The organism is Methylomusa anaerophila (assembly GCF_003966895.1).
Classification (GTDB): Bacteria; Bacillota; Negativicutes; order Sporomusales; family Sporomusaceae; genus Methylomusa; species Methylomusa anaerophila.
On record NZ_AP018449.1, the window covers coordinates 1,245,308 to 1,270,516 of the forward strand.

The window sequence follows — 25,209 nt, forward strand, 5'->3', positions numbered from 1 at the left end:
AGGTGTAATATTATCCAATTATTACTTGTTCACGAGATGACACCTGAGAGAAAAAGAGGTCAGCGGATTTTTTACGTCCACTGACCTCTTGCTGTCCTATGATATAAAATCAAGCTTCATCCCCATTGATAAAACCTTCCGCCCATTGATCTTTATCTATTTCATACTCGCTGATATGAAAACACTCCATAGGATAGTCTTTAAAACCTGGAAGTATTTTATACCTCCGTATAACCTGCTCAGCTTTTTCTTTAGATGAGTAAACGCCTATAAGCTTTACCTCATCGAATGCCCCATCTTCACCAACCTCATAGCTATGTTGAAGAACATAAGCAAATTTCATGTGTTCACTCTCCTCGTATAATAAGTTTTGTAGGCAATAATCCGCCATTGTTTACAAAGCTTATTTTATTTTTTACTACCCGGATTTGAATCCCCTGATGCTAAAATATTCGTAAGAGAATTTAGCAAAGGTAACGTCTGATCTCTCCTGCAAAACCTTTTGGTTATTGCTTATAAAGCGTGACGCCTGCCTTATTCATCCAATACCGCTAACACAGATGTTGCGTCTCTGGGCGAAAGCTTTCCAGCAAGCTGCTTTCACAGATGAATGCTGATTATGCGAGGGTGCGGTCAGTGAGTAAGATCAGGGTATTCCTTTCTATCTTCCCTATTTTTTGCCAAAAAGGAGGTGAAGTTTTATGAAGAAGGCGGATCTTCTTTCTACTTTATTTGTGGGGATTGACGTAAGTTCCCGAGAAAATGTCGTCTGTGCTATTGATTACGAAGCACAGAAACTTCTGCGGTTTTCTGTACCGAACAATCACCCGGGAGCCATTGAAATGGCCGAAAAACTTCATGCCTTCCTTTACGGAAACCGTGACATCAACAAGCTGATGCTTGCTTTGGAGTCCACGTCTTTCTACGGAATTCATATCGCCAATTATTTGTCTTCCTGTGAGCTGTTAATGCCATTTCATACTCACGTTTATTGTTTGAACCCCAAGATGATTGCCAATTACAAAAAATCGTACATCGACTTAGGGAAAAACGATGCTGTTGACGCTTTTGTAATCGCTGATTTTGCCAGAGTCGGCCGAATTACTACTGCGCCTTGGCGCGGCAGCCAGTTTCTTGCTCTGCAACGCCTGACCCGCCATCGTTTACATATCGCCGCTTCGCTTACTCGCGAGAAAACCTATATGCTCTTGAATATATTTCTTAAATTCAGTCAACTTTCTATGCTCCACGAAGATCAGCAGCCGTTTTCCGACCATTACGGTGCTACGGCCTCTTCGGTTTTAACCGACTTCCTCTCTACCGAGGACATTGCCAATATGCCGATGCAAGCACTGATTGATCATATTGGCCAAAAAGGTAAAAACCGGTTTGTAAATCCTGGCCATACAGCCTCTTTACTTCAGCAGGCAGCTCGCAATTCTTACCGATTGGATAAATGCCTATATGAACCTTTAACCCTCTCTATCGCCTCATCTTTCAACCTTATTTCCGCTTATGAGTCCGAAATAAAGGCCATTAATAAGGCAATTGAAAAAACTCTCAAGGGGCTTGACCCAAATGCTTATCACTCTCTGTTGTCCATTCCTGGCATCGGTCCGGTTTACGCTGCCGGCATCATTGCGGAGATTGGCTCCATCGACGCCTTTAACTCGCACAGTGCTCTTGCTAAATATGCCGGTCTTGTTTGGCGTGAAAATCAATCCGGCAATTTTAGGGCTGACGACACCGTTCTTTCAAAAGCTGGCAATTCCTACTTAAGATACTATCTAATTGAAGCTGCCAGTCATGTTAAGAACCATATACCGGAATACGCAGCTTTTTACCACAAGAAATACGATGAAGTTAAAACTCATCAGCATAAACGCGCACTCGCACTTACTGCTCGTAAATTTATCCGGCTGATTTTTGGATTGCTGGCCAACCATCAGCTTTACTCTAAAAGTAGAGTAAGCCAAATTTAACGACTTCCATTTTTTAACTTTTTCTCCTTCTTGAGGAAAGAGCTTATTAGATTTACCCTTTTTTGGCGCATTGCTTACGATATTTATTTTTTATGAGCTTGACATATTACCAGATTGCTTAAATTCAATTCAGAAATTCGTCAAAATGAGCGGCTTTTGCGAATCTCCATCTCATTCCGAATTCTGGTGTTCCTTTCAGCATCATCAGTCTAGACAGCACTTCGATGACATCGTTATTGCTCCAGAACCGCCGCGGAATTGATACTAGACATTCGTGCGTGAACTCATGATGTTCAAAATATGGATTTTTTTGCTGTTACACCGATTACAGGAGTTAATCCTAAATCCTTCTTTTCAACCGGATTGCCATTGGCATCTTTGCCAGCGTTGTAGCTAACCCCCTGACTATTGGAGCTGTACTCGGCCTTATTCTGAATATCTGAGTAGGTTAGCGTATCGGTACTAAGCTTGTTTTTATCCGGCTCCGCAGTGCTAGAAATGACCGCACCCTTCAGGTCGGTATTTTTCCACGTAGATATCAAAGCCTTCCTCAGCGGCGAAGATACCTGCCTGACTGGTGACACTGTCATAAGTGGAGTTGGTTTTGCCGGTATTGAAGGAACTGTGGGTACCGCTGATTTTACCAGTGCCGAGACCTAAGCCACTGCTTTGATTCTTCGCCGTGTAGTCGTCGCTGTCCTGCAGGCTGGCGATGTTAAGGTTGCCGCCGATGGCAGCCTCTACTTTTTCGCCTATTATCTGGGAACTGATAATGTTAGTATCGTTACCTGAATTCAGGGTCACAGTACCGCTGGCGTCAATGACGGTACCGGTATGGGTGACTAAGTTTCCATTCTCAGTGCCGTTGCCGGAGCCAAATCCGCCTGTGAGTCCCATAAAATTACCACGGGGCAGGCCGAAGGAAGCTCCCAGCGACCAAGAGGAGGAGCTGGTTTTGCCGCCAATCTGCTGTATGTTTTGGGCTGCGTCCATGTCGATGTCGTGAGCAGCATCAATATGGATATCGGTGGCATTGATCTTCATTCCCCTGAATTTTACATCTCCATCGGTGGCGGTGATGGAGACGCTGCCGCCGGCACTGATGTTGGACGGGTCGACGGTTTCGGCGTGGGTTGTTTGTTCGGCGGTCATCTGGGTGCTGCCGACGCTGCTGCCGCCTTCGAGTCCTACCGCCAAGTTGCCGTAATTTTTTACCAGTGTATCCTACATTTGTTTGAGGTCTGTAAACGCTTTATATTCGTAAAGCGTTTTGAGCCGTTCGTCCTGTACCTGGCCGGCCCGCTGGAAGTGCTGGGCGGCGTCCAGGGCGATGTTGACGACGCCTCCGCCTAGGGATACACTCAGGCCGCTTTGCTTGAACTCATATTTGTATTAGCTGTCATAGGTGCTCACCGTGTTGTCGATGGTGATGTTTTTGCCGGTGATGTTGGTGTCTTGGCCGCTGAGAATGGTGGTGCCGGCGCTGTTGACATTGTTGCGGCGGTGATGTTGACGTTGCCGCTAACCGAGCCGATGGTGCTGCCAATCCGGTCGAGGGTCTGTTCGTTCATGCTGCTTTTTTCGCTTTTGCTGCCGATGGTGAAGCCGAGACCGCCGCCGGTGGCGGTAAGACCGACATCGTTGGTGCCGACTATGTTGCTAATTTCATAGAGTCGCAGAACCGTCCCCTGACTCTTACACGACGAAAACACCGTTTTCGTCATCACCGACAGGTGATATATTAAATTTATTATTACTAAGGAAGTTTTATTGATGTACGATACTGTGAGGAAATGTCCAAATTGTGGAAATGATGCACCTTGTATGGGTTCTTTGATCAAATGTAAAGAATGTGGTGGTACTTATTGTGGTAATTGTTCTGGCAATGGCTATGAGGATAGTTGTCCGTTTTGCGGTAGTAATGAATCGAAGTCTTTCTGATTCACCAGATTTGATTTTTTAGAGATTACCAATAGGTAATATTATCCAATTATTATTTGTTCACTAGACGACACCTGAGAGAAAGAGAAAGGTCAGCGGATTTTTACGTCCACTGACCTCCTTTTCTATACGAGACCCCACTTTTCCCTTAGCTTATCTAAATCGCGTTTGGCACCTGAACTATATGACAATTGATAGTTTTCTAAGGTCTCTGGCCATTTATCATCTCCATACGTATAACCTTCTAAGCAATTCATAGCACCATTTTTAATAAAAAGAACAAATCCAATTCCATCTTTTACTCCATCGCATTGTCCCAAAACATCACCAAAATGAAAGGACTTTAATATTTCAAGTCTTGTTGCATCATCGGGTACATCAAATGTAGTAAAAAAACCACTTCCTGAAAATTCTCGATTCTTAATATTAGCTTTTCGATATTGATTACGTAAAGTTTTCAAGATATTGTCTTCCCCATTCAGTAGCTTTTCTATAACTTTTCTTTCAAATTCTTCAAACTTAGATTGAACCTTCATTTTTCTCTCCTTTAAGGGATAAAAGCAGTACCGATTTTTACTATTCCATCTACTACATTTCCCCTAACAGTAATTAATGTATTATTAACTGTAATGACTTCTTCAAATACACCGGTTATACCCTTTGCAACAATTTGCTGTTGTGCGGCATTTTGAAGTGCATTATATGCTTTTACTTGATTTCCACCATATTGTGACAAGAATGGAGCAAGATTATGTTGTTGTTTTCCAAAAATATGGTTAAGTTTATTAGAATCAACTTGTGCCAGCGCAGGTGTACCCAACGTCAAAGTCTTCCAATCAACGTTTAACGCTACCCAAGTTGCCCCAACTAATACTGCGATCCCACCAGCAGAGGTAATCTTAAATCCATCATAGTCGCCAGGAGCTAAATCCTTATTTACTAATGCTTCTTGCGCCAATATTGATACATTCTGCAGTAAATTATAATTTTTTGGAGCATTTAAGTCTATTCCTGGTGGTAAATTCATTCCGCTGATTATTTGGTCTTGTGCTTTATCTACAGCATTCCAGTAAGCTATAGCCTCTTCGTCACCATCAGCTTTCGCTTTTTCGAGTTGTTCTTTCTGCCAATCAGAAAGGAAATTATTCTTTGTCCCGCTAGCTGCAGTTGATGCACCTGTTTGGGCATCTCCACCGATAACTGCTGCGGCAGCAGAACCTACTATAGCACTCGCCCATTGATGTAAGGCAGAGTCTTTTATTTTCGCTAATTCAGTTTGAATAGCTTCATTTACTCCTGCACCAACAGCACTTGATACTACATTTCCACCCCCAAGATCTGCCATTACAGCTCCAACAAAAGCATGCAAAGCTATTTTTTGAGGACTGCTTTCATCCCAGCCATTCGCTTTACTGATTTTATGAACCTGTTCATAAGCTACTTCGCCAAACAACTGAGCTAATTCCTGTTTTTCCTGAACTGTCTTCTTGTCAAATATCTTACCCAGTGCATTGAGTGCACCAGACGGATCACGACTTAAGCCGCTCAAATCCTGATTGGGATTGCTCCGTACTTCAATGGTTCCGGGGGATATGGCCGATCTTGTGGTACTTTCTGCGTTTCCGCTGACGGTTACACCTATATTCGGAGTAAATCCTCGATCTTTTTTAGCTACGTCTTTACCTGCGTTGTAATTAACTCCAATGCTGTTTGCCAAATACTTTGCTCTGTTCTCAAAATTGGAGAAGGTTAGCGTACCCGTCGACAGTTTATTCTTATCCGGCGTAGCCGTACTGCTAATGACCGCACCCTTTAGGTCGGTATTCTTCCCTACCGTAATGTCAAAGCCGTCTTGACCGGCGAAGATCCCTGCCTGACTGGTGACACTGTCGTAGACGGAGTCGGTTTTGCCGGTATTGAAAGATCCATGGGTACCGCTGATTTTGCCGGTGCCGAAACCAACGCCGATGCTTTGATTGTTCGCCGTGTAGTCGTCGCTGTCCTGCAAGCTGGTGATGTTGAGGTTGCCGCCGATGTCGGCTTTTACTTTTTCGCCTATTACCTGGGAACCGGTAATGTTGGTGTCGTTGCCGGATTTGAGGTTTACTGTGCCGCTGGCGTCAATGACGCTGCCGGTATTGGTCACAGCGTTGCCCTTTTCTTTGCCGCTACTGCTGCCGAAGCTACCGGAGTAGCCTACGCCGATGGTGCCGCCTAAAGACCAGGAGGAGGAGCTGGTTTTGCCATCGATCTGTTGTTGGTTTTGGGCGGCGTCGAGGTTGATGTCGTTTTCGGCGTCCAAGGTGACCTCAGTCGCAGTGATTTTGGTCCCTTTGAGGTTGACATTACCGTCGGTGGCGGTGATGTTGACGTTGCCGCCGGCGCTGATGTTGGATGGGTTGACGCTTTCCACATGGGTGTTTTGCTCGGATGTGATTGTTGTGCTGCCAATACTGACGCCGACACCCACTCCTTTTGTCAGGTTGCCTTTGAAGTCCTTCAGTTTCTCAAGATCTTTAACGGCTTTGTACTCATACAGCGTTTTAAGCCGGTCATCCTGTACCTGGCCCGAGCGCTGGATGTCGTTATAAGCACCCGTGGCAGCATCGATTACGCCGCCGCCTAAGGATACACTCAGGCCGCTTTGCTTGAATTCGTATTTGTACTGGCTGTCGTAGGTGTTTACTGTGTTGTCGATGGTGACATTTTTGCCGCTGATGTTGGTGTCCTGGCCGCTGATAATTGTAGTCCCGGCGCTGTTGACTTGGTTGCCGGCAATGAGGTTGACGTTGCCGTCGATGGAGCCGATGGTGCTGCCGGCTTGCTCCATGGTTTGTTGATCGAGGGTGGTTTTTTCGCTTTTGCTGCCGATGGTGAAGCCGAGGCCGCCGCTGCTGAAGAGGCCGGAGGTTTTTTGCTGGCGCATGTGTTCTTCCTGGGAGGTTTGTTGGGCGGCGGTAAGGGTAATGTCGTTGCCGGCCTGCAGGGTTACGTCATGGGTGGCGGCTACGTTGCTGCCGCTGATGTTGATGTCCCGGCCGGTTTGGACACTGATGCTGTCGGCCGAAAGGGTGGTGCCCTGGCTTAGGGTTTCCTGAACTTGGTCGTGGGTGGTGTAGGTGGTGCTGGAGAAGAAGCCGCTGGTGCCTTTGTGCTGATGGTTTTCCTCCACATTGTCGCTGCTCTGGCCTGCTGTCAGGTTGACGTCGCGGCCGGCGGTGAGGGTGAGGGGGCCTTGGCTGTCCAGGTAGGCGGCTCTGGCGTTGAGGTCATTGCCGGCTTGCAGTTCGGTGCTGCCCTGGGTTTGGATGGTGGTGCCGGTTTCGCTGCTGAAGCTGTCGCTGCGCCGGTTGTTGCCATCCCAGACCAGGCGGTTGCTGCCGCTTTGCCCGACGGTGCCGAGGTTGAGGTCCTGCCCGGCGGCAAGGGTGGTTTGGCTGTCGGTGCCGCTGTTGTTGATTTCGGCGGCGGTGAGGTTGACGTTGCGTTGGGCGCTGGCCAGGAGCAGCCCGTTGCTGCCGGTGACGTAGAGGCCGGCGATTCGGTCGATGACGGTGCGGCTGCCGTTGTCGTTGGCCGCGGCCGTGGTGGTGGTGACGAGATTGAGGTCTCTGCCGGCCTGGGCGGTAAGGCTGCTGACGGCTTCCAGCCGCCCGCCGATGTTGTCAAGGTCGGTTCGGGCTTGCAGGTCCAGGTTGTTGCCCCGGATGCTGCCGCCGAGGTTGCGGATGTTTTCGGCGGTCAGAGCGACCAGGTTGTTGCCGGCGATGCCGCCGCTGTTGGTGAGGTCGCCGCTGAGGTTGAGCTTTACGTCATAGCCGGAGAGCAAAGCTCCTGAGGCAGCTAGGTCGCCTTCTTTGAGGGCGCACACGTAGAGTTGGGGTACCAGCGCCCGCGTTGTTTGGCCGTCCGGCAGGATCACGTCTTTTTCCACCAGCCAGACCAGGTCGCTTGTCAGTTCGGCCATCTGGTCTTCGGTGAGGGGTGTGCCAACGGTCAATTGGTGGTCTTGGGCATAGGCTAAGGCGTTGTTCAGCAGGGCTTGGTACTGGTCCTGGTCGTTGGTGAAGTCTTTGAGGAAACGCCTGCCGGTGAGTTGTGTTACTTGTTGCTGGATCATTTTTTGTTCATAGAAACCGTCGCCTAACCGTGGGGGCGGGTCGCCGCGTTGGAAGGAAAGGTTGTTGAGCAGGTATTCGGAGGAAAGCCATTGCTGGTTGTTGGCGAATTGGGGGTCTACCCCGAACAGGAAGTTGTTGTTGGGGTTTTTGTTGATTGTAAAGAGGCTGTTGTTGGCTAGCTGGATGTTAACTCCGCCCGTGCGGATGATTTTGCCGGTAGGGGTCGTAACCTGGACGCCGGGTAGGACGGCAGCGCCGCCGGGTGTGACGACTGCGGTGCCGGCTGTGGCGCCGGCTGCGACGGCAGTGACGCCGGCGGTGACGGCAGCGCCGCCGTTAGTGGCGACACCGGCAGGATTTGCTCCGGCTGCCGTTTGCTGGACGCTGCCGCTTGATCGGTCGCCTGGTTTGGCGCTGTCTAGTGATGGGGCCGCGTTTTCTTGATACTCCCCTTCCGCCAGTGTGATATTCTGAATCACGTCTGGCGGGTTATACCCGGTTGAACTGCTGCCGGTATCATCGCGGCCGCGGCGGTGGTTGCGCCAGTAGGAGGTGACGGTGCCGCTGTCGGTAGTGATGCGCTGTCCCTCGAAGCCGATGTTGTTTAAGGCGCCAATGCTGCCGCTTATGGTGCCGCCGGCGATGATTTTGCTCTTGTCGTTGGTGACGGTGTCGGCGATGATTTGCATGGCGCCGCCGGATAAGATTTGACCGGGGTCGGAGGTTTCTACTTTGCTTTCCATTGTCGTCCGGGTGTAACGGTAGGCCAGCCAGCTCTCAAATCCGCCTGCGGGAGTTTGGAGATGGTCGGATTCGTCGTTATAGATGTAGACGCCGGGGGTGCCGGCAAGGTAGCGGTTAGGAGATCCGCTACCTTGGTATTCTTCCATTTGTTGTTCCTGGGTTTTTTCTATGACGGTGCTGAAGTGTTCGTTGGTGTTGTTGATTTCATGGCTAAAGAGGCTGAGATTGCCCCGGGCTTCTATGGTGGCGCTGTTGTTGTTGACTACGGCTGCCTGGCCGGTTGCTGTTTTGTCTGCCGCCAGGCTGCCCCCGACAGCCATGTCGCCGTCACTGTAGATGAGGGCGTGTTCCCGGTTAACAAGGGTCTGGGCGCCTATATCCAGGCGATTGCGGGCGGCGATGGCGGGCGCCGTGCCATTTTCCACATCGTTGGTGAGGGTATTGGCCTCAATGGCCAGTTGGTCGCCGTAGATACGGCCGGTTCCCAGATTGTTGAGGGTTCCTGCCTCGATCAGGGTTGTGCCGCCGTCAATGAGTCCCCGGTTGGTAAGGGTATCGGCGGCAACGGCGGTGTTTTTGCCGCTGATTTGACCGTCTACGGTGTTGTCGATGCTGCCGGCGATGACGGTAAGGCTGTTCCCGGCTTGAAGGGCTGTTTTGTTGGTGAAGGCGCCGGCGGTTTCCAGTTTGAGGTCGCCGTTGGCTTCCAGTTCACCGGTGTGGGTATAGTCTTGGGTGAGTTTAATGGTAAGATCGCCCTGGCTTACGATTTTGCCGTCGCCTGTGAGGCCGGCGCTGTTGATATTGAGTTGCTGCCCGGCGATCAATGTTCCGCCGCTGTTGTTGATCTGCAGGGTCTTGTTGTCCAGGTTGGCATCTTGCAGGGTAAGGGTTTTTCCGGCAGAGACCAAGCCCTGGCTGTTGTTGATCTGACCGCTGCCGGTCAGGGTCAAGGTTTCGTTGGCCCGGATGGCGCCCTGGCTGTTGTCGATTTGGGCGGCGGTAAGATTTACCGACCGGCCTTCGATCCCCTGGTTTGTCTCCTGGGTATTGGTGTTGTCGATGGCGGCGGCGCGGATGGTGAGGGTTTGACCGGCCCGCACCAGGCTTTGCGCATTGCGGAATGTGCCGCCGAGTTGGATGCCTACATTGCCCAGGGCCTGGATTTGTCCGCCCTGGTTGTTTAGCGAGGCGGCGGTGATGTCCATTGCCCCGGCGCTGGTCAGCAGACCGCCCTGGCTATTGTTGATGTCGGCGCTTTTTACTGTAAGTGTATTTTCGCCGTAAATGTAGCCGGCCTGGTTGGTAAGGCTGCCGGTGAGCAGGTTGACGCTGCCGCGGCCAATGATACCGCCGGTGGCGCCGGAATTGGTGTTGGCAAGGGTTTGCCCGCCGGTGTCGAGGATGAGATCGCCTGCTGCCTGAACCAGGCCGGCTTCGTTGATAAAGATGCCGCTGCGGATGGTGGCCGGGCCGGCGGCGGCGATACTGCCGCGCGTGTTGTCAGTCCGTTGGTTATTGGTGTTGACGTCCAGGCTGCCGCCGAGGATGACACCTTCTGTGTTGTTTAAGCCAATGGCGAAGATGCGGGTTTCCTTTTGGGCTTCCACCCGCCCTGCCGTGTTATCAAGAATACCGGTGGTTGCGGTGACGTCGGCTTGCCCCTGTACGGCGGCGATGGTACCCTGGGTGTTGTGGATCCGGCCGGCGCTGACGGCGACGTTTTGGTTGGCCGCCAGTAGTCCTTGCGTATTGGTGATGTCTTGGGTAACCGTTGCGCTTAAGGTTTGACCGGCGGTAATTTGTCCCTGGCTGTTGTTGAGGCTGTCGGCGGTTATGGTTGTGCTGCCGCCGGCACTGATGATTCCCGCCTGTCCGTTATATAGGCTGTTGTTGATGCTGCCGCGGGCATCAAGGACCAGATTGTTATTATCAAGCCCGGAGGTTTGGATGCTGCCTCCCTGGTTGATAAGTTCGCCGACTTTTATCTTGGCGGCGCCATTGGCGGCAATCTTGCCGCCGCTGTTGTCGAGGGTATGGGCTGCGGTTATGGCGGCTTCTTCGCTGCCGGTCTGCAGGATGCTGCCGCCTCGGTTGGCTATGTCGGCGGCGGTTATGGTTACTTGACCCGCCTGGATTTGTCCGCCCTGGTTGTTTAGCGAGGCGGCGGTGATGTCCATTGCCCCGGCGCTGGTCAGCAGACCGCCCTGGCTATTGTTGATGTCGGCGCTTTTTACTGTAAGTGTATTTTCGCCGTAAATGTAGCCGGCCTGGTTGGTAAGGCTGCCGGTGAGCAGGTTGACGCTGCCGCGGCCAATGATACCGCCGGTGGCGCCGGAATTGGTGTTGGCAAGGGTTTGCCCGCCGGTGTCGAGGATGAGATCGCCTGCTGCCTGAACCAGGCCGGCTTCGTTGATAAAGATGCCGCTGCGGATGGTGGCCGGGCCGGCGGCGGCGATACTGCCGCGCGTGTTGTCAGTCCGTTGGTTATTGGTGTTGACGTCCAGGCTGCCGCCGAGGATGACACCTTCTGTGTTGTTTAAGCCAATGGCGAAGATGCGGGTTTCCTTTTGGGCTTCCACCCGCCCTGCCGTGTTATCAAGAATACCGGTGGCCGCGGTGACGTCGGCTTGCCCCTGTACGGCGGCGATGGTGCCCTGGGTGTTGTGGATCCGGCCGGCGCTGACGGCGGCGTTTTGGTTGGCCGCCAGTAGTCCTTGCGTATTGGTGATGTCTTGGGTAACTGTTGCGCTTAAGGTTTGACCGGCGGTAATTTGTCCCTGGCTGTTGTTGAGGCTGTCGGCGGTTATGGTTGTGCTGCCGCCGGCACTGATGATTCCCGCCTGTCCGTTATATAGGCTGTTGTTGATGCTGCCGCGGGCATCAAGGACCAGATTGTTATTATCAAGCCCGGAGGTTTGGATGCTGCCTCCCTGGTTGATAAGTTCGCCGACTTTTATCTTGGCGGCGCCATTGGCGGCAATTTTACCGCCGCTGTTGTCGAGGGTATGGGCTGCGGTTATGGCGGCTTCTTCGCTGCCGATCTGCAGGATGCTGCCGCCTCGGTTGGCTATGTTGGCGGCGGTGATGGTTACTTGACCCGCCTGGATTTGTCCGGCGGTTCCCCCGGCATTTTTGTCATTATTAAAGGTCTTGGCAGCGCTGATGTCAAGCTTGTCGCCCACATCCAGGCTTGCGCCCGTATGGGTGATGTCTCCTGTTGTGGCGCGAAGGGCGGCACTGCCTCCTGCCTGGTTCACGGCCCCGGTCAGGTTAATGGCTGTTCCTTGCAGGAGCATATTGCCGGCGGCTAGGTTTTGGCCGGTGGCGGTGAGGGTGTCTTGGGCAACCACCGTGAGATTGCCACTGCCGCCAAGTTTACCTTCACGGGTAACGCCTGCCCCAAGGGTACCGCTGGAGGATACGGTGTTGGCCGTAATGCCGGTGTTGCCGCCGGCGGTGATGGCGCCGGTATTGGTGAGGGCGCCGCCGGCGCCAATGGCAGCATCTTGGCCGGCATAGACGGTACCTTGGTTATTTATATCGCCTTGGGCGGCGAGGGTGATGTTTTGATTGGCGGTGGTCGCGCCGGCCAGGTTGATGACGCCGCCGCTGTTGATGGCAAGGGCGCCGCCGGCAGCGATGGTGCTGGCCTCATTACTGTCCAGTCTTTCCCCTACATTGATGGTTATGTTGTTTTGGGCGGCAAGGGTGCCGGTATTGGTGAGGGCGCCTTGGGCGGCAAGGGTTGCATCTCGGCCGGCGTAGACGGTACCTTGGTTATGAATGTCGCCTTGGGCGGTGAGGGTGATGTTTTGATTGGCGGTGGTTGAGCCGGCCAGGTTGATGGCGCCGCCGCTGTTGATGGTCAGGTCGCCGCCGGCGGCGATGGTGCTGGCCTCATTACTGTCCAGTTTTGCCCCTACCCGGATGGTTAGGTTGTTTTGGGCGGTGAGGGTGCCGCTTTGATTGTTGACTGTATTGGCTGTGAGCTCGGCCTTTCCGTTGCTACCGATTTGGCCGCCTTGATTGTTGATGTCCTGACGGACGGTGATGGTCAACAGGCCGCTATCCAGGTTGGCCACCCGACCGTTTTCATTTTGCAGGGATCGGGCTCTTATATTCAGTCCCTGGCCGGCCTCGATGGTTCCCCGCCGGTTGTGGACGGTGTCGGCAGCCGCTATTTTTACCGCGCTGCCGCCGCGAATGACACCGGTTTCATTGATTAGACCGGAACCGAGGCGGATGTCCATGTCTTTTTGGCTGTTGATTTGGCCGCTGGAGTTGTCAAGGTTTTGGGCGGTGAGGGTAAGTTGTCCGTTTGTGTCAATTTGTCCCCCGGTGTTGAGGGTGTCTCCTGCCGTCTTGAGTGTTAGGTTTTGGGCGCCGGCATGGACGATTGACCCTTTGGTGTTGATGAGGTTTTGAGCTTCGATTGTCAGGTTGGCGCCGTTGGCGCCGATTTGTCCGCTGGTGTTTATCGTGTCGCCGCTTGTCCGGATGGTTAATTCTTGTCCACCGGCATGGATGATTTTCCCTGTAGTGTTATTTAGTTCTGCGGCCTCTATTGTCAGTTTGTCGCCGTGAGTCCCAATTTCTCCCCGGGAGTTGTTGATCGTGCCTTGAGCTGTTATCAGGGTGGTTTTTGTTCCGGTTTGGCTGATTACGCCGCCCATGTTGCTGACGGATCCGGCGGTTATGGTGATTTGGTCGGCCTGGAGCTGTCCTTTGGTCCCGATGGGGTTTTGGTCGTTGCTGAGTGTTCCGTTAGCTTTGGCGTTAAGGCTGCCCATGGCTTGTATTGTCCCGCCGGTGTTGGCAATGTCCCCCGTCCGGGCTGTGAGGTTTATGTTTTGACCGGCGTAGGTGTTGGCGCCGCTTAGGTCGACGGCTGCGGCCCGAATGGTTAGATTACCGGCGGCTGTGTTCTGCCCGCCGGCTTTTGTGCTGCCGGTTGTTGTGATGTTGATGTCGCCGTTTGGGGCGATGGTTCCGTCGCTATTTATGCCGGCGCCGATTGTGCCGGTTGAGTCAACGGCAGCTGCGGTAAGGGTGGTGTGCTCTCCGGCGGCAATGAGTCCGGCGTTGGTGAGTCCGGCCGGGGTGGTAAGGTTGACGCTTTTTGCGGCGTATACTAGGTCCTGGGTATCGAGGCCGCCTTGCGCGGAAATATAGATATTTTCCCCGGCGGTTGTGTTGCCGGCAAGGGTGACTTTGCCTTCACCGGTGACGGTTAGGTCGCCGGTGATTGCCGAAATTATTCCCTGGCTGTTCACCCCTACCCCTTGTTCGGTGCCGACAAGGTAGATTTTGTTGGCGTACATGCCGCCTAAAGCGCCTACGTCTATGGCTACGGCGGGTTTGTTGCTGGCGGCGCTTATTTTATCTGTATAGAGTGTGTCGTATTGGACTTCATTTGTGCCGGTAACGACGTTGAGTTCGTTGGTCCAGATACCGGCATTGGCGGTTACCGCCCGGCTGATGAGGTCCACCCGGTCGGTGTCGCCGCCGTTGAGTCCGGCGCCGTCAATGCTGATTTGGCCGCCGCTTACCCGGAAGGCGCTTAGGCTGCCGTCGCCGCCGAATACCGGGGCGCCGGTGGTGAGGGTGGCGTGGCTGGTGTTGATAAAACCGGCTCCGTCTACAAAGATGCCGTTAGGGTTGGCCAGAATGAATTCGGCTTTTTGGCCGGCGATTTCGGTATAGCCGTTCAGATGGCTGGCTTGGGGCCCGCTGACTTCGCTCAAGATAATTCGGGCTGATCCTTTGAGGAGAAAAGGGTTGCCGGCGATATAGCCGGCTAACTGGGTGCCGACTATGTCGCGGGAGTTGTTTAGGATGAGTCCCTGGGAAAAGACGTCGAATTGCTGAAAGATGTTGCGGGATACGCCGGCCGCTGACGGGGTGGTGATTTGGACGACCGGCAGGCCGTTGGCGGTGAATTCTACGTAGGGCCGGTTGCTTCCCGGCGCGCTTTTGTCGACGATGGCGCTGGCGGCAACCAGGGTTGGCTGGCACAGCTGCAGGATGGCGGTGAGCCAGATCAGCCATTTTTTTAGGCTTTGGCGCCGTTGGGTGGTGGTTTGATTATTGGTTCGCAGGCAAAGCATTGTTTTTCACCTCTCATTTTTCGTGATCACATTGGATAGGTAAGGGTAAGCCAAAGGTAAGATTTTCGGTTTTGTAGCCGGCCGGCGAAGACGTCATAGCTGCCGTTCTTGACTTGGCCGCGATATGGCTTGAGGATGTTTTTGGCCCACGGAAAGTGATCGACCTTGTCTCCTTCGAGGACAAGGTCGTTGATGAGGAAACTGGGTTCCTCGGGGTAAAACGGTTGTTTTCTCAGCCGGCGACTGCTGTTGTAGAAATACGTCTTTCTCCTGTCCCCTATGTTGTCGTTCCAAGGCTTCCGCTTGGGAACGCCGTTTCAGTTCTTCCTTGTCGGCAGGGTCGATTTCTTTGGCCTAGCGGTGACAGAAAATAGGATGATTGCCGCCAGGGCCATCCTGGCCTTATTTGATTTTAAAATTCTGGTGATTGCATCACAGCATCCTTGCTTGTTCATGCTCGCCTCCCTGGCAATTATAATGAATTTTAGCGTATTATGCATGAATTCGTTGTTTATAACAGGTATTCCAATATTATCCTAATATCACTTTATTTATAGTACCAAAGTTTTAATCCTGTTTCTATAGGACTTTCGTCCAATTTAGCACATATAAATGTTAAATTTGTATTAAATTTGAAACTGCGGCAGGTCCAGCTAAATGAGTCAGGGGACAGTCCGAGACCACTGAAAAAGTCAAAATAAAACAACCCCCCCTCCAATTAGTATAACAAAGATGGTTATTGACACTAGCGGGGAGGGGGAAAGACTGACAATCAAAATTTTTACGCGAGATAATTTAGAGGCTCAACATTGCAGTATCTTCACTGCGGTTGAGCCTTTTTGCCGCGCAAAACTTCCGATTGAACCCTTAACGAACTGTCCTCAAAAGGTCAAGGTTTGCATAAAAAATCTGCAACTCATACATACTACTTTTATTAAAATTTTTAACTAAAAGGAGACTGAAAAGATGACGGTAATGACAGATACAGACAAACTGGTCATAGAAGAATTTGTTGCCTTCCGCGAAAGACTTATTGATGGGTTACGTAACAAGCATCCCTATGTGCTATCAATAGCAGACAACATATTGGCCGGAAAACAGAACAAGATGAGTATGCAAATTGTCGATGGCGGCCAGATAGCAGGTCAATATACCTTTCACTTGGATGGAGTCCGTATCACCAACGCCGATTCCGGCAAGCTGGAGTCGGAGATTCATCATCCCTTCCTGGGTATAGTGAAGCCTTACGTAATCGTAGAGCGGAATACTCTAAAAAATATAATCAGTGATGAAGCAGCTTTTTCCGCTGATTTATTTGCAGCTATAGCCAAATACCTGCCGGAAATCACAGTCAAATTCATGCGTTAGAGCCTTGAGCATCAGACGGTTGTTGAATAGTTGAATACTTTGCTTAATAAAAAAGACTTAGTGAAAGTTAAGTCTTTTTCTATTACCGCTTTTCTTCTTCATTTTTCCGCCCCCGGAGCAATTTTACAAGTTGATTACAGAGTTTCTTCTTTCATCTGTGCCTTGGCAAGACTCTCCAGAACTGCCTCATCTCCAGGATTAATCAATAAAGCAGCCTGAAAAGAAGCTGCTTCTTCTTTGTGGAATTCAATTAATTTTCTCTATTTGGATTTATATAAAAAAGAAGAATGATCCAAACACTCTTATGGATCATTCTTCTTTCAAACAATACATTTTATATTATATAACGTTATAATTTTTATTACACATTATGACAGACACGTATTTTCCCTTCCACCCTGCGAGATATCTTTGGAGAGATTCAGAAAATTATAATGTTGTCAAAGGGACTGCTTTTAATAGCAATTATAATATTGCAAACTAGTTCTTTCGATCATAAAACGCCTGAACCTTTATTCTAGCGTTCTTTTTTGATAGCTTCATTTATCCAGGATCTCATCAACACTTGATAAGGTATATCTTTCCTCTTTGCAATCTCTTTGGCCGCTAGAACCTGTGAAAGGCGAAGCCGGATAGTTACCTGCTTTAAACGCCTTTCTTTCTGTAACTGCGGTGACATGGTTATATTAACTTCGGCATCGGGTTCCTCAAAATCCAGCGGATCATGGGTTTCCCAAAACTGAATTTCTTCTTCCCGGCTGTTGAATTTAGGGACCTTTTTCATTTTATTACCTCCTGCGGGATTTATATGACGTTTGGTGCCTTTTGGGCATATCATAAGCAGTTATTACCCTTATCGTATCCTTGCGTAATATCTCGAAAATTACGGTTAATAACCGTCCCTCACTGGTTTCTCCTAGCGCAAAATACCGCTTTGCCCCTTCGTCCTCTGTCCGCGCTACTCGAAAATAAGGGCCATTAAAAAATATATCCTCAGCTTCTTCCGGTTGCACGCCATGTTTTTGCACGATGTGGTTGGTATTTATTCTGTCCCACTCGAAATCCACAATCGCAAAGTTCATGTGGTATGCAACCATCGAAACACCTGCTTTCTTAATTTCATTATAATAATTTGTATTTCTATTGTAAATACGGTTGAAGCATCGGCAGCAAAAAAAACAGCCATCAATTTCATTACTAAGAATGCGATTAGTCACTAGACTTTACTAGACTATTATATATGTCGCATTAAAAAATTGACATCCGGGTATCAGGATAAGCTGAGGTTAAGCGATGGTGGTCTGTAAACTCTAAGACTATAGGATGAATTGCGAGAGGTTTTTCGTCCTGCGAGGCGGAGGAGGCGCGCATATCGGGAATATGTAAGCCGACGACAACAAAGCAGGACGGAAAACCTCTCGCAAGAACACTATAGAATTAGCGTTTACAGACCACTAGCGTCGAAGCGTTCCTAATACCCGGATATAATTTCAATTCTTTAATGCGTTCCATATGGGTAGTCAGGGAGAAAAATATTTGCGGAGCAGCAAGCTATAAATTAACTTGGCCTTAATTAGCCCCAGGCATCCAGCTTAATCGCCTCGCCCATTCCAAATGCATATAAATACTGCTCTTTTACTTTCAAACCCAGAATCCGCTCCACCGCCACGGCATACATACTAAGCTGGGCGGCGTATTTCGCCACCAGTTCCCGGGCGTCCCCCGTCCGGTCGGTTTTGTAGTCCAGCAAGACAACGCCGTCGGCCTCGGTGAATAAGCAGTCAATCACGCCCTGGACAAAAACCTGTTCCTTGCTGCCGGCCAGGTCGGGATAAAACCTGTCCGCCGGCAGCATAAGGCTGAAGGAAAGCTCCCGCCAGACCTTGCCGGAAGCGCGTAAACGCTGCCCCAGGGGATTGGCGAAAAAGGCGGCAACCGCCTTATAATCCAGTTCCTCGCCCTGCCCGGGCAAAAGTATTTCCCGTGCCGTCAGCGTTTTTGCCTGGGCGGCGATCCCGCCGGCGGTAAGATCGCCGGTAAGATCGACATGCTGCATTAGTGTGTGCAAGACAATGCCGTATTCCACTGCTGTCATCCCGGACACATTTTGGGTAAACCGCGGCCGCACCAGCGGCTGCTTTTCCGTTACCAGGGAAGGCGCCGGTTCGGCATCACTCCGTTCGATAATCTCCAGCCGCCGCTTGATCTCGGAAACAGACAGTTTGGCCGGCTTGCCCACCGCCTGGCTCCAGGGGTATTCCCAGCCCAATACCGCCTCTACCCAGGCGGTGCCGCTGCCGCGGGCCACAGGCGCCAACTGGCGTACCGACTGTAAAATTTCATCCATGCTTTCCCGGCAGTCCATGGGTTGAGTCAACCGGCCGCCGGTAAAAATATTCACCGTCCACTCGGACGGGTGCGCCGCCAGCGGCCCGGCCGGCTCGTCCTGGCATTCAGCCTGCAGCCGCAAAACCCTGCCGTCCCTATGCCGGGCCACCGCCGGGCCAATCCAGTCCAGGTAGTTTTTGGCTTTGATGATCCTGGCGGCAGGTAGTTTTTCCGCTGCTGCTCCCACTTCCCGGCACCAGTTTTTCAGGGTGGCGGCCGGTTTTTTGACCGTCCCCACCAGGATGAGCTTTTCCCGCGCCCGGGTTAAGGCTACATACAGGATTCGCTGCTCTTCCGCTTTGGTTTCCAGCTCTATTTTGTGCTGAATCCCCCAGCGGGCCGGTGTGGGATAGCGGAACCGGTATTCGGGAACAGTTACATAAGGCCCGACACCCAATTCCTTGTGACAGAGCACCAGGGCCCTGGTATCCTGCAAGTTAAAGTTTTTGCCCAGATCAGCCGCAAATACCAGCGGGAATTCCAGCCCCTTACTCTTGTGTATGCTCATAACCCGGACCACATCTTCGTTCTCGCTCAGCGCCCTGGCGACAGACAGGTCGGAACCCCGCTCCTTTAGCCGGTCGATGAACCGCAGAAAGCGGAACAGGCCGCGGAAATTAGTTGCTTCGTACTGTTCGGCCCGGTCGTAAAGAGCGCGTAAATTGGCCTGCCGCAGCACCCCGCCGGGCATGCCGCCTACGTAGTCGTAGTAGCCGGTGTCCCGGTAGATTTGCCAGACAAGTTCAGCCACACCCTGCCGGCGGGCCAGGCTGCGCCACTTATTTAACTGATCCAAAGCCCCGGCTACCTTAGCCGCCGCGATTGAACCATCCCGGCCTGTGTTTAACGCCTCCCACAGGTCTCCCGCGGGACAGGCCAGGCGAAGCGCTCCCATTTCCGCGGCGGTTAACCCTACCAGCGGCGAACGGAGTACAGCCGCCAGCGGGATGTCCTGCCGGGGATTGTCGATGACAGAAAGCAGCGACAGGATTACTGTTACCTCCGTCTCCTGAAAGTAGCCCGCGTCCAGTTCGGCATAACTCGGAATGCCTTCCCGGCGCAGGGCGTCAAGCAGAACCTGGGCTTTGCCCTGCACCGACCGGAGCAGAATGACCATATCCCGGTAAGTTAGCGGCCGGTAGCTTTTTGTTTCCTTATCGTATACCGTATAGCCGGCGTCCATAAGCCCATTGATTTTGTTGGCGATTAGCAGCGCTTCCTGTTCAAAAGTGCTGAGTTCCTCCCCGTTATCTGCCTCGCTGCCGGCCGCAAATGACTCGCCGGCGGCAGAATTTTCCTCATCCTCCTCCGGGTCGGACTCACCCTCGGCGGTATCCCCGCCGTCGTCATGGCTTGCCTCGGCGGCGGCGATGAGATAAAGTTCCACCGGCCCGGCCAAAGTGGGCAGGTCGGTTGCGGGAAACATGCCCCCGGGATTCAGTTGCTCCGCTTCGCCGTAGTCCAGCTCGGCTGTCTGCCGCGTCATAAGCTGGCTGAACAAAAAGTTAACCGCGTGCAGGACGCCGTCCCGGCTGCGGAAGTTTTGGCTGAGGTCGATACGGCGGTTGGTTCCAAGCCCGTCCCGGCCAAAAGTCGAATACTTGTGCATAAACAGTTCCGGCTCGGCCAGACGGAAGCGGTAAATGCTCTGCTTGACGTCTCCTACCATAAACAGATTAGGCTGTGCCGGCGAACTAAGAAGCTGCAGTATTTCTTCCTGGACCCGGTTGGTATCCTGGTATTCATCCACCATGATTTCGCTGAATCTCGCCTGCAGTTCCCGGGCCACCGCCGAAGGCTTGGTTTCCCCCGGCAGGGCGCTGCTGTCTCGCAGTACCGCCAGACACAAATGCTCCAGGTCATTAAAATCTGCCAGACCCTTCGCCTGTTTGGCGGCGGCAAACCCTTGCCCAAATGCCTTGACCAGTTTTACCAGCGCCGCCACCTGCGGGGCCGCTGCCTGCAGGTCGGCAACCAACTCGCCGGGGCTGCGCTGGAAATAATCGCCGCTCATCTTCTTCACCCGGTTTTTGACTTTGTTGCGCCGGTCCTGAAACTCTTGTTTAACTTCCGCCGCCACTTCCCTGCCCACATTGGCAATACGGGAAAACCGGCAATCGGTCAGGGCGGCGGCCAGGTCCGTCCAGGAACGGCGGGCGGCGGCCAGCAGGCTGTCCAGCACCTCAATGTCTTCGGCAAAGGTCGTGCCGTAGGCTGCCGGGTTCCCCGGCAGAGCGGCTTCCGCCACCATCCCCGCCAATTCCTGGCGGGAAAGCTCCAAATCGAGGATGATTTTGTCCCGCACCAAGGCCGACCAGACAGTGGCGTCAAAGTCGGTCCCTGCCGGCAAAGCAAAAGCCTTGGCCAAGCCGTCCAGCCAGTCCTCCGGCCAAGGGTGGCTGCGGGAAAAATCATATAGTTTGAGCACCAGTCCGCTTAAGGAGCTGTCACCGTCCTCATCACCGTACTGGTCCACCAGCAGCATGAAGTCTGCCTCGGCCTCAGTATAGCCTTCCTCCAGCAATGCTTCCAATACGTCGGTTTTAATCAGATCGGTCTCGGTCTCACTGGCTACCCGGAAATTGGGATCAACGTTGATATGATAGAAATACTGCCTGACAATGCTTTGACAGAAGGAATGCAGCGTGGAAATGGAGGCGGAGTTCAAAAGCGCCAGCTGCCGCTCGACGTGGCGGCGGCGATCCTTCGCCGCCAAATCCATATTATCCAGTACGTTGAGCAGCGCTTCGGCAATCCGCGTCCTCATCTCAGCGGCAGCGGCATTGGTAAAGGTTACCACCAGCAGCCTGTCCACACTCAGCATTTCGGCCGGATCGATTACCCGCCGGATGATCCGCTCCACCAGCACCCAGGTCTTGCCTGAGCCGGCAGCGGCCGCCACCAGGAGATTTTGCCGGCGCGCCTCAATGGCCGCCAGTTGTTGGGGGGAGCATTGCATCATTCATCCCCTCCCTTCTTCGGCGACTGCTGCCAAAGGACATTTGCATCTTTGGGGGCAGCCGCCGCTACTACGGATAGCGCCTGTCTGATAAGGTTCATTGCGGCTTCGTCCGAAAGCCTGGGCAGCGGATTGCATTCGTTTTCCGGCAGGCGGCGGTCAAATTGGCAAACCGCCGGATAAGGGCAATAACTGCACGGCGACTTCTTAGCCAGCCGGTAAGGCCGAATCCGGATATCGCCGGCTAAGATGGCCGTGCCGATTGTTTTCAGTTCCCGGGCCGCGTGCCGGAGCAAAAGGGAAAATTCTTCCGCCGTCTTAAGCTGCTCCAGGGAATTTTTATAAAAACCCTTGGCGCCAAGCCCCACTTTGAAAAACTCCGAATGACCGGCTATGGTTTCTTCCAGCAGCTTGACCACATCCGGGTCGGCCAGCAGCCACCCCGGCATCTTAAGCTGGCTGTTCGCCCGGGCCGCCATTTGCGCCGGCGACAGCGAGGCCGGCCCGACGACGGTGGGATTTTTTAAAAAACAGTAGAGAACTCCGGCCGGCAGCAAAGCTTCTTCCCGGCGTCCGGTTGCCACCAGCAGATAGGTTAAGAGCTGTAACTTAAGTCCGTAGTACACTTCTTCCAGGCTAAGCCAAGCTCCCCCGGACTTATAATCGATGACCAAGGCATATTTTCGTCCCGCATGCACGGCCACGTCCAACCGGTCAATTTGTCCCGCCAATTCCAAAATACTGCCGTCGGCCAGCGTAAACGCCAGCGGCGGCAAGGCATTCAAACCCCGGCCAAAGGACTGCTCCAGCGTCAGCGGCTTGAACCGGCTGACTTTGGCCCAGTCGATTAAGCGGCATATGGACTTATAAGCCCGCCGTTCCAGGCGGGACAGAAGGTGCTCATGCTGCCGGGAGCTGACCAGAATCTCGTTCTGCAGCCGGGGCGCAAGCTCAGTAACAATCTCCCCACACAGGACATCGGCCTGATCATAAGTCACATCGGACCAGTTTAAGCCGGCGGCAGCCACTCTGTCCCCAAACATTTTTAACACGGCGTGGAGAAACTGACCCAAGTCCGGCGAGCGCAGTTTGTGCACCGCCCGCTCTTTCAGTCCCAGGCCATACTGGGCAAAATGCCGGAAAGGGCAGGCGCGAAAATTCTCAAACCGGGTAACACTGCCGCGCAGGCGGTTATTTTTCCGGTATAGCGGCCCGGCCAGCCCGTAGTCCAGCCGGTCCGCCTGATTATGATGGAACAGTCCGGCCAAAGGGGACCGTCCGCTATTTTTAAGACTGCCGCGCCGGACGGCCCAGTTGTACACATCCCACCACACCGGGCTCATATTGCCGGTGGTTTTGTAAAGACGCAAGGCGCCGGCCAGCAAAGCAAGCGCCCTGTCGGTCCTGGCTATATACTCCTTCTCCCGCCCCGGTTCAGGTTCAACCGGGTAGGATACCGGCTGCAGGCCGGTGATTTCCCTTATCCGGCGAATAACCAGCGACGGCGCCAGCGCCTTGCCTTCCGCGTCAGCCAAAGGATAGCTCAGCCACAGGTAGTGGCTGGACCTGGTCAGGGCGGTGTAAACCAGAAACTGCTCGGCAAAGGCATCAGCGGTGGCGCCGGCGGCAAGTTCCACTCCCTGCCCCAGGAGGGCCTCTCTCTCCTTATCCGTTAACAGCCCTTCATCCTTACGCCGTCTGGGCAGAAATCCGTCGTTTATGCCTGGCACAAATGCCGCCTTGATATTTTGCCGCCTGGTGCGTTCCAGGGCCGTTACCGTAACATAATCAAGGCCGGGAGGAATAAGATTGAGCTTAAGGCCTTCCAGGCCTTCGCCCAGGATACCGGCGAAGGCGGTCAAGGACAGCTCCTGCCCGGCAAAAGCCTCCGCCATCTGATCCAGCAATTCCATAACCGCCGGCCATATCTGGCTGTGTTCCCGGGCCTGCTCCAGGTCCCCTTCCTTTTCGGCGGCCTCAGCCCATTCCGCCAGTGCTGCCGGTACGTTCAGCTCTACCAGCAAATCGTAGACTGCGGTTACCAAATCGCGGACAGGAGCAGGGTGCCGGTCACCGGCTTCCAGCCGCCGGGAAAACTTAATCAAAGCTTCCGTGGCCCGCAGGCGAATGTCATGAATGGATTTTAAAAATTCATTTTCCTGTTCATCAGCGGCATCCTTCTCATCGCGCCATTCATCTTCATCCAGAGAAAACCGCCGCCGGAAAGTCCATGGATCGGGCTTGGTCCAGCGGGAACCGCGGATGCCGAACTCCAGGCAATAGTTTTCCAGCCGATCCACTTCATCCCGTGTTACCGGCAAGAGATCGGTTTTTAAGGCGCGGAAAACCGGCTCGTAACTCCACTTTTCCAAAATAATATCCAGCGACGACCGCAAAAGTTCCGCCAGCGGGTGATGGACCGCCGGGCGGCTGTTATCGCTGAAAAAGGGAATATCATAGTCCGCAAGCACTGTGGCCATTAGTTCCCGGTAATTGTCCGCATCCCTTAACAGCACGGCCATTTCCCGCCACCGGAAACCCTGTTCGCGGCTAAGGCGAATCATCTCCCGGGCAATGGCTTCCGTCTCGGTGCGGCGGTTAGCCGCCTCCGCCACGACAAGGCCGGCCTGATCCTTATCCCATTTAGCCACTTTCAGCGATTGCGGGGCAAAAAACTCTTCTATGTAGCCCAAAATGGGCTGGTGGGAAAACCGCTCTCTTCGTACCAGCTCTTCTTCTTCCACCGGAATATGTAAACCCCCGGCCAAAGTCAGCAGTTTGCGCCGGGTATCCCACTGGCGATGAAACAGGGATTCCTGGTGCCTGTGCCCCGCCTCTTCCGGCCGACTGAGACACAGCGTCAGGGTTAACGAACAGGCTGTTGTTAATATAGCCGCCAGAACGGCATATTCCTGGGGAGTAAACCAGGCAAACCCGTCCACCCAAATTTCCGCCTGCCGGATTAGTTCCGCTGCCGGCACTTTTAACGCCAACAGGCTTAAATAATCTTCCGGATCGGTATACCGCTCCTTTAAAAATTCTTCGAATTTACCGTAAAGAAAAGCCAAATCGGATAACTTGCTCCCCAGCGGTCCTTCTGCTCCTTCTTTCAGCTGATTATCGGCCAACGCAGCCAGAGCTTCCGGCTTAACCCCGTAGTTTTTAAATTCCTTGATAAGACCGGCCAGCGTCTCGGCAAAGGTTCTCTCGCCGGCAGCCCGGCCTAAAAGTTTAAGCCGGTCTTTATGTTCCAGCAGAATGCGGCTCAACGCCATACGTTTGCCCAATTCGGTTATATGGGGGCGGGCGCCGCCGCCTGTCTCGCCCAGTACCCGGTAAGCCAGGCGGCGAAACCCTAATACATAGGCCCGCGTGAAGCCGCCGGCGGGGCAAGCCGCCGCCAGCAGGCGCTCCACTTCAAAGGTGGCTTGCTCCGGCACGATCAGGATCAGCGGCCGGCCGTCGGGAGACTCAGCCAATTTAGCCAGTATTTCATCCAGGCAGCGCCGGGTTTTGCCGCAGCCGGCCCGGCCCAAAACAAGGCGCAAGCTCACACCATCGCCTCCTCAAGTTCCTGTCATTTTCCTTATACTTTC

13 protein-coding genes are annotated in these 25,209 nt (G+C 53.0%); 3 read left to right on the forward strand and 10 right to left on the reverse strand.

All coding sequences use genetic code 11. From position 1 onward, the window contains the following. Positions 1-109: 109 nt before the first annotated feature. Positions 110-343 carry a DUF7336 domain-containing protein gene (locus MAMMFC1_RS05485; protein WP_126307187.1) on the reverse strand — a complete coding sequence of 78 codons (234 nt, stop codon included), beginning with the start codon at positions 341-343 and terminating at the stop codon, positions 110-112. Between the two features lie 358 nt (positions 344-701). Here MAMMFC1_RS05485 and MAMMFC1_RS05490 point away from each other — a divergent pair, with 358 nt between their 5' ends. Continuing rightward, positions 702-1,982, forward strand: a complete 1,281-nt coding sequence (locus MAMMFC1_RS05490) for an IS110 family RNA-guided transposase (protein ID WP_126306781.1) — start codon at positions 702-704, stop codon at positions 1,980-1,982. Between the two features lie 492 nt (positions 1,983-2,474). Here the strand turns inward: MAMMFC1_RS05490 and MAMMFC1_RS05500 are convergent, their stop codons facing one another. Then, positions 2,475-3,179, reverse strand: coding sequence for a hemagglutinin repeat-containing protein (locus MAMMFC1_RS05500; protein ID WP_145987615.1), 705 nt, complete (start codon positions 3,177-3,179; stop codon positions 2,475-2,477). Positions 3,180-3,212: 33 nt separating this feature from the next. Here MAMMFC1_RS05500 and MAMMFC1_RS22605 point away from each other — a divergent pair, with 33 nt between their 5' ends. Beyond that, on the forward strand, positions 3,213-3,335 hold the full coding sequence (locus tag MAMMFC1_RS22605) for a hypothetical protein (protein ID WP_269471865.1): 123 nt from the start codon (positions 3,213-3,215) through the stop codon (positions 3,333-3,335). 56 nt (positions 3,336-3,391) lie between these two features. Here MAMMFC1_RS22605 and MAMMFC1_RS05510 read toward each other — a convergent pair whose 3' ends face one another. The 4 genes from MAMMFC1_RS05510 to MAMMFC1_RS21345 all read right to left on the reverse strand — a co-directional run bounded on the left by MAMMFC1_RS05510 (position 3,392) and on the right by MAMMFC1_RS21345 (position 15,353). Further along, positions 3,392-3,694, reverse strand: coding sequence for a hypothetical protein (locus MAMMFC1_RS05510; RefSeq protein ID WP_126307195.1), 303 nt, complete (start codon positions 3,692-3,694; stop codon positions 3,392-3,394). Positions 3,695-4,048: 354 nt separating this feature from the next. Beyond that, entirely contained in the window at positions 4,049-4,459 is a 411-nt protein-coding gene (locus MAMMFC1_RS05515) for a hypothetical protein (RefSeq protein WP_126307197.1), read from the reverse strand. Positions 4,460-4,470: 11 nt separating this feature from the next. After that, complete coding sequence (locus MAMMFC1_RS05520) at positions 4,471-14,898, reverse strand: two-partner secretion domain-containing protein (protein WP_126307199.1); 10,428 nt, start codon at positions 14,896-14,898, stop codon at positions 4,471-4,473. A 317-nt stretch (positions 14,899-15,215) separates the two neighbouring features. Further along, complete coding sequence (locus tag MAMMFC1_RS21345; RefSeq protein ID WP_158618657.1) at positions 15,216-15,353, reverse strand: hypothetical protein; 138 nt, start codon at positions 15,351-15,353, stop codon at positions 15,216-15,218. 511 nt (positions 15,354-15,864) lie between these two features. Here MAMMFC1_RS21345 and MAMMFC1_RS05525 point away from each other — a divergent pair. Further along, positions 15,865-16,266, forward strand: coding sequence for a hypothetical protein (locus MAMMFC1_RS05525; RefSeq protein WP_126307201.1), 402 nt, complete (start codon positions 15,865-15,867; stop codon positions 16,264-16,266). A gap of 517 nt (positions 16,267-16,783) precedes the next feature. Here MAMMFC1_RS05525 and MAMMFC1_RS05530 read toward each other — a convergent pair. The 4 genes from MAMMFC1_RS05530 to addB all read right to left on the reverse strand — a co-directional run bounded on the left by MAMMFC1_RS05530 (position 16,784) and on the right by addB (position 25,167). Then, positions 16,784-17,050: a CopG family antitoxin gene (locus tag MAMMFC1_RS05530; protein WP_126307203.1), complete on the reverse strand. Its 267-nt coding sequence runs from the start codon at positions 17,048-17,050 to the stop codon at positions 16,784-16,786. A gap of 4 nt (positions 17,051-17,054) precedes the next feature. After that, positions 17,055-17,363, reverse strand: coding sequence for a BrnT family toxin (locus MAMMFC1_RS05535; protein ID WP_197723919.1), 309 nt, complete (start codon positions 17,361-17,363; stop codon positions 17,055-17,057). A 476-nt stretch (positions 17,364-17,839) separates the two neighbouring features. Beyond that, positions 17,840-21,616, reverse strand: coding sequence for a helicase-exonuclease AddAB subunit AddA (gene addA / locus MAMMFC1_RS05540; RefSeq protein ID WP_232035689.1), 3,777 nt, complete (start codon positions 21,614-21,616; stop codon positions 17,840-17,842). Then, positions 21,613-25,167, reverse strand: a complete 3,555-nt coding sequence (addB, locus tag MAMMFC1_RS05545) for a helicase-exonuclease AddAB subunit AddB (protein ID WP_126307205.1) — start codon at positions 25,165-25,167, stop codon at positions 21,613-21,615. The genes addA and addB overlap by 4 nt, the downstream gene beginning before the upstream one ends. Between the last annotated feature and the right edge of the window lie 42 nt (positions 25,168-25,209).

Excerpts from the sequence above, each read along its gene's own strand:
- MAMMFC1_RS05485 (WP_126307187.1), bottom strand. The coding sequence starts at position 343 with ATGAAATTTGCTTATGTTCTTCAACATAGCTATGAGGTTGGTGAAGAT.
- MAMMFC1_RS05490 (WP_126306781.1), top strand. The coding sequence starts at position 702 with ATGAAGAAGGCGGATCTTCTTTCTACTTTATTTGTGGGGATTGACGTA.
- MAMMFC1_RS05515 (WP_126307197.1), bottom strand. The coding sequence starts at position 4,459 with ATGAAGGTTCAATCTAAGTTTGAAGAATTTGAAAGAAAAGTTATAGAA.
- MAMMFC1_RS05520 (WP_126307199.1), bottom strand. The coding sequence starts at position 14,898 with ATGCTTTGCCTGCGAACCAATAATCAAACCACCACCCAACGGCGCCAA.
- MAMMFC1_RS21345 (WP_158618657.1), bottom strand. The coding sequence starts at position 15,353 with ATGAACAAGCAAGGATGCTGTGATGCAATCACCAGAATTTTAAAATCA.
- MAMMFC1_RS05525 (WP_126307201.1), top strand. The coding sequence starts at position 15,865 with ATGACGGTAATGACAGATACAGACAAACTGGTCATAGAAGAATTTGTT.
- MAMMFC1_RS05530 (WP_126307203.1), bottom strand. The coding sequence starts at position 17,050 with ATGAAAAAGGTCCCTAAATTCAACAGCCGGGAAGAAGAAATTCAGTTT.
- MAMMFC1_RS05535 (WP_197723919.1), bottom strand. The coding sequence starts at position 17,363 with ATGGTTGCATACCACATGAACTTTGCGATTGTGGATTTCGAGTGGGAC.
- addA (WP_232035689.1), bottom strand. The coding sequence starts at position 21,616 with ATGATGCAATGCTCCCCCCAACAACTGGCGGCCATTGAGGCGCGCCGG.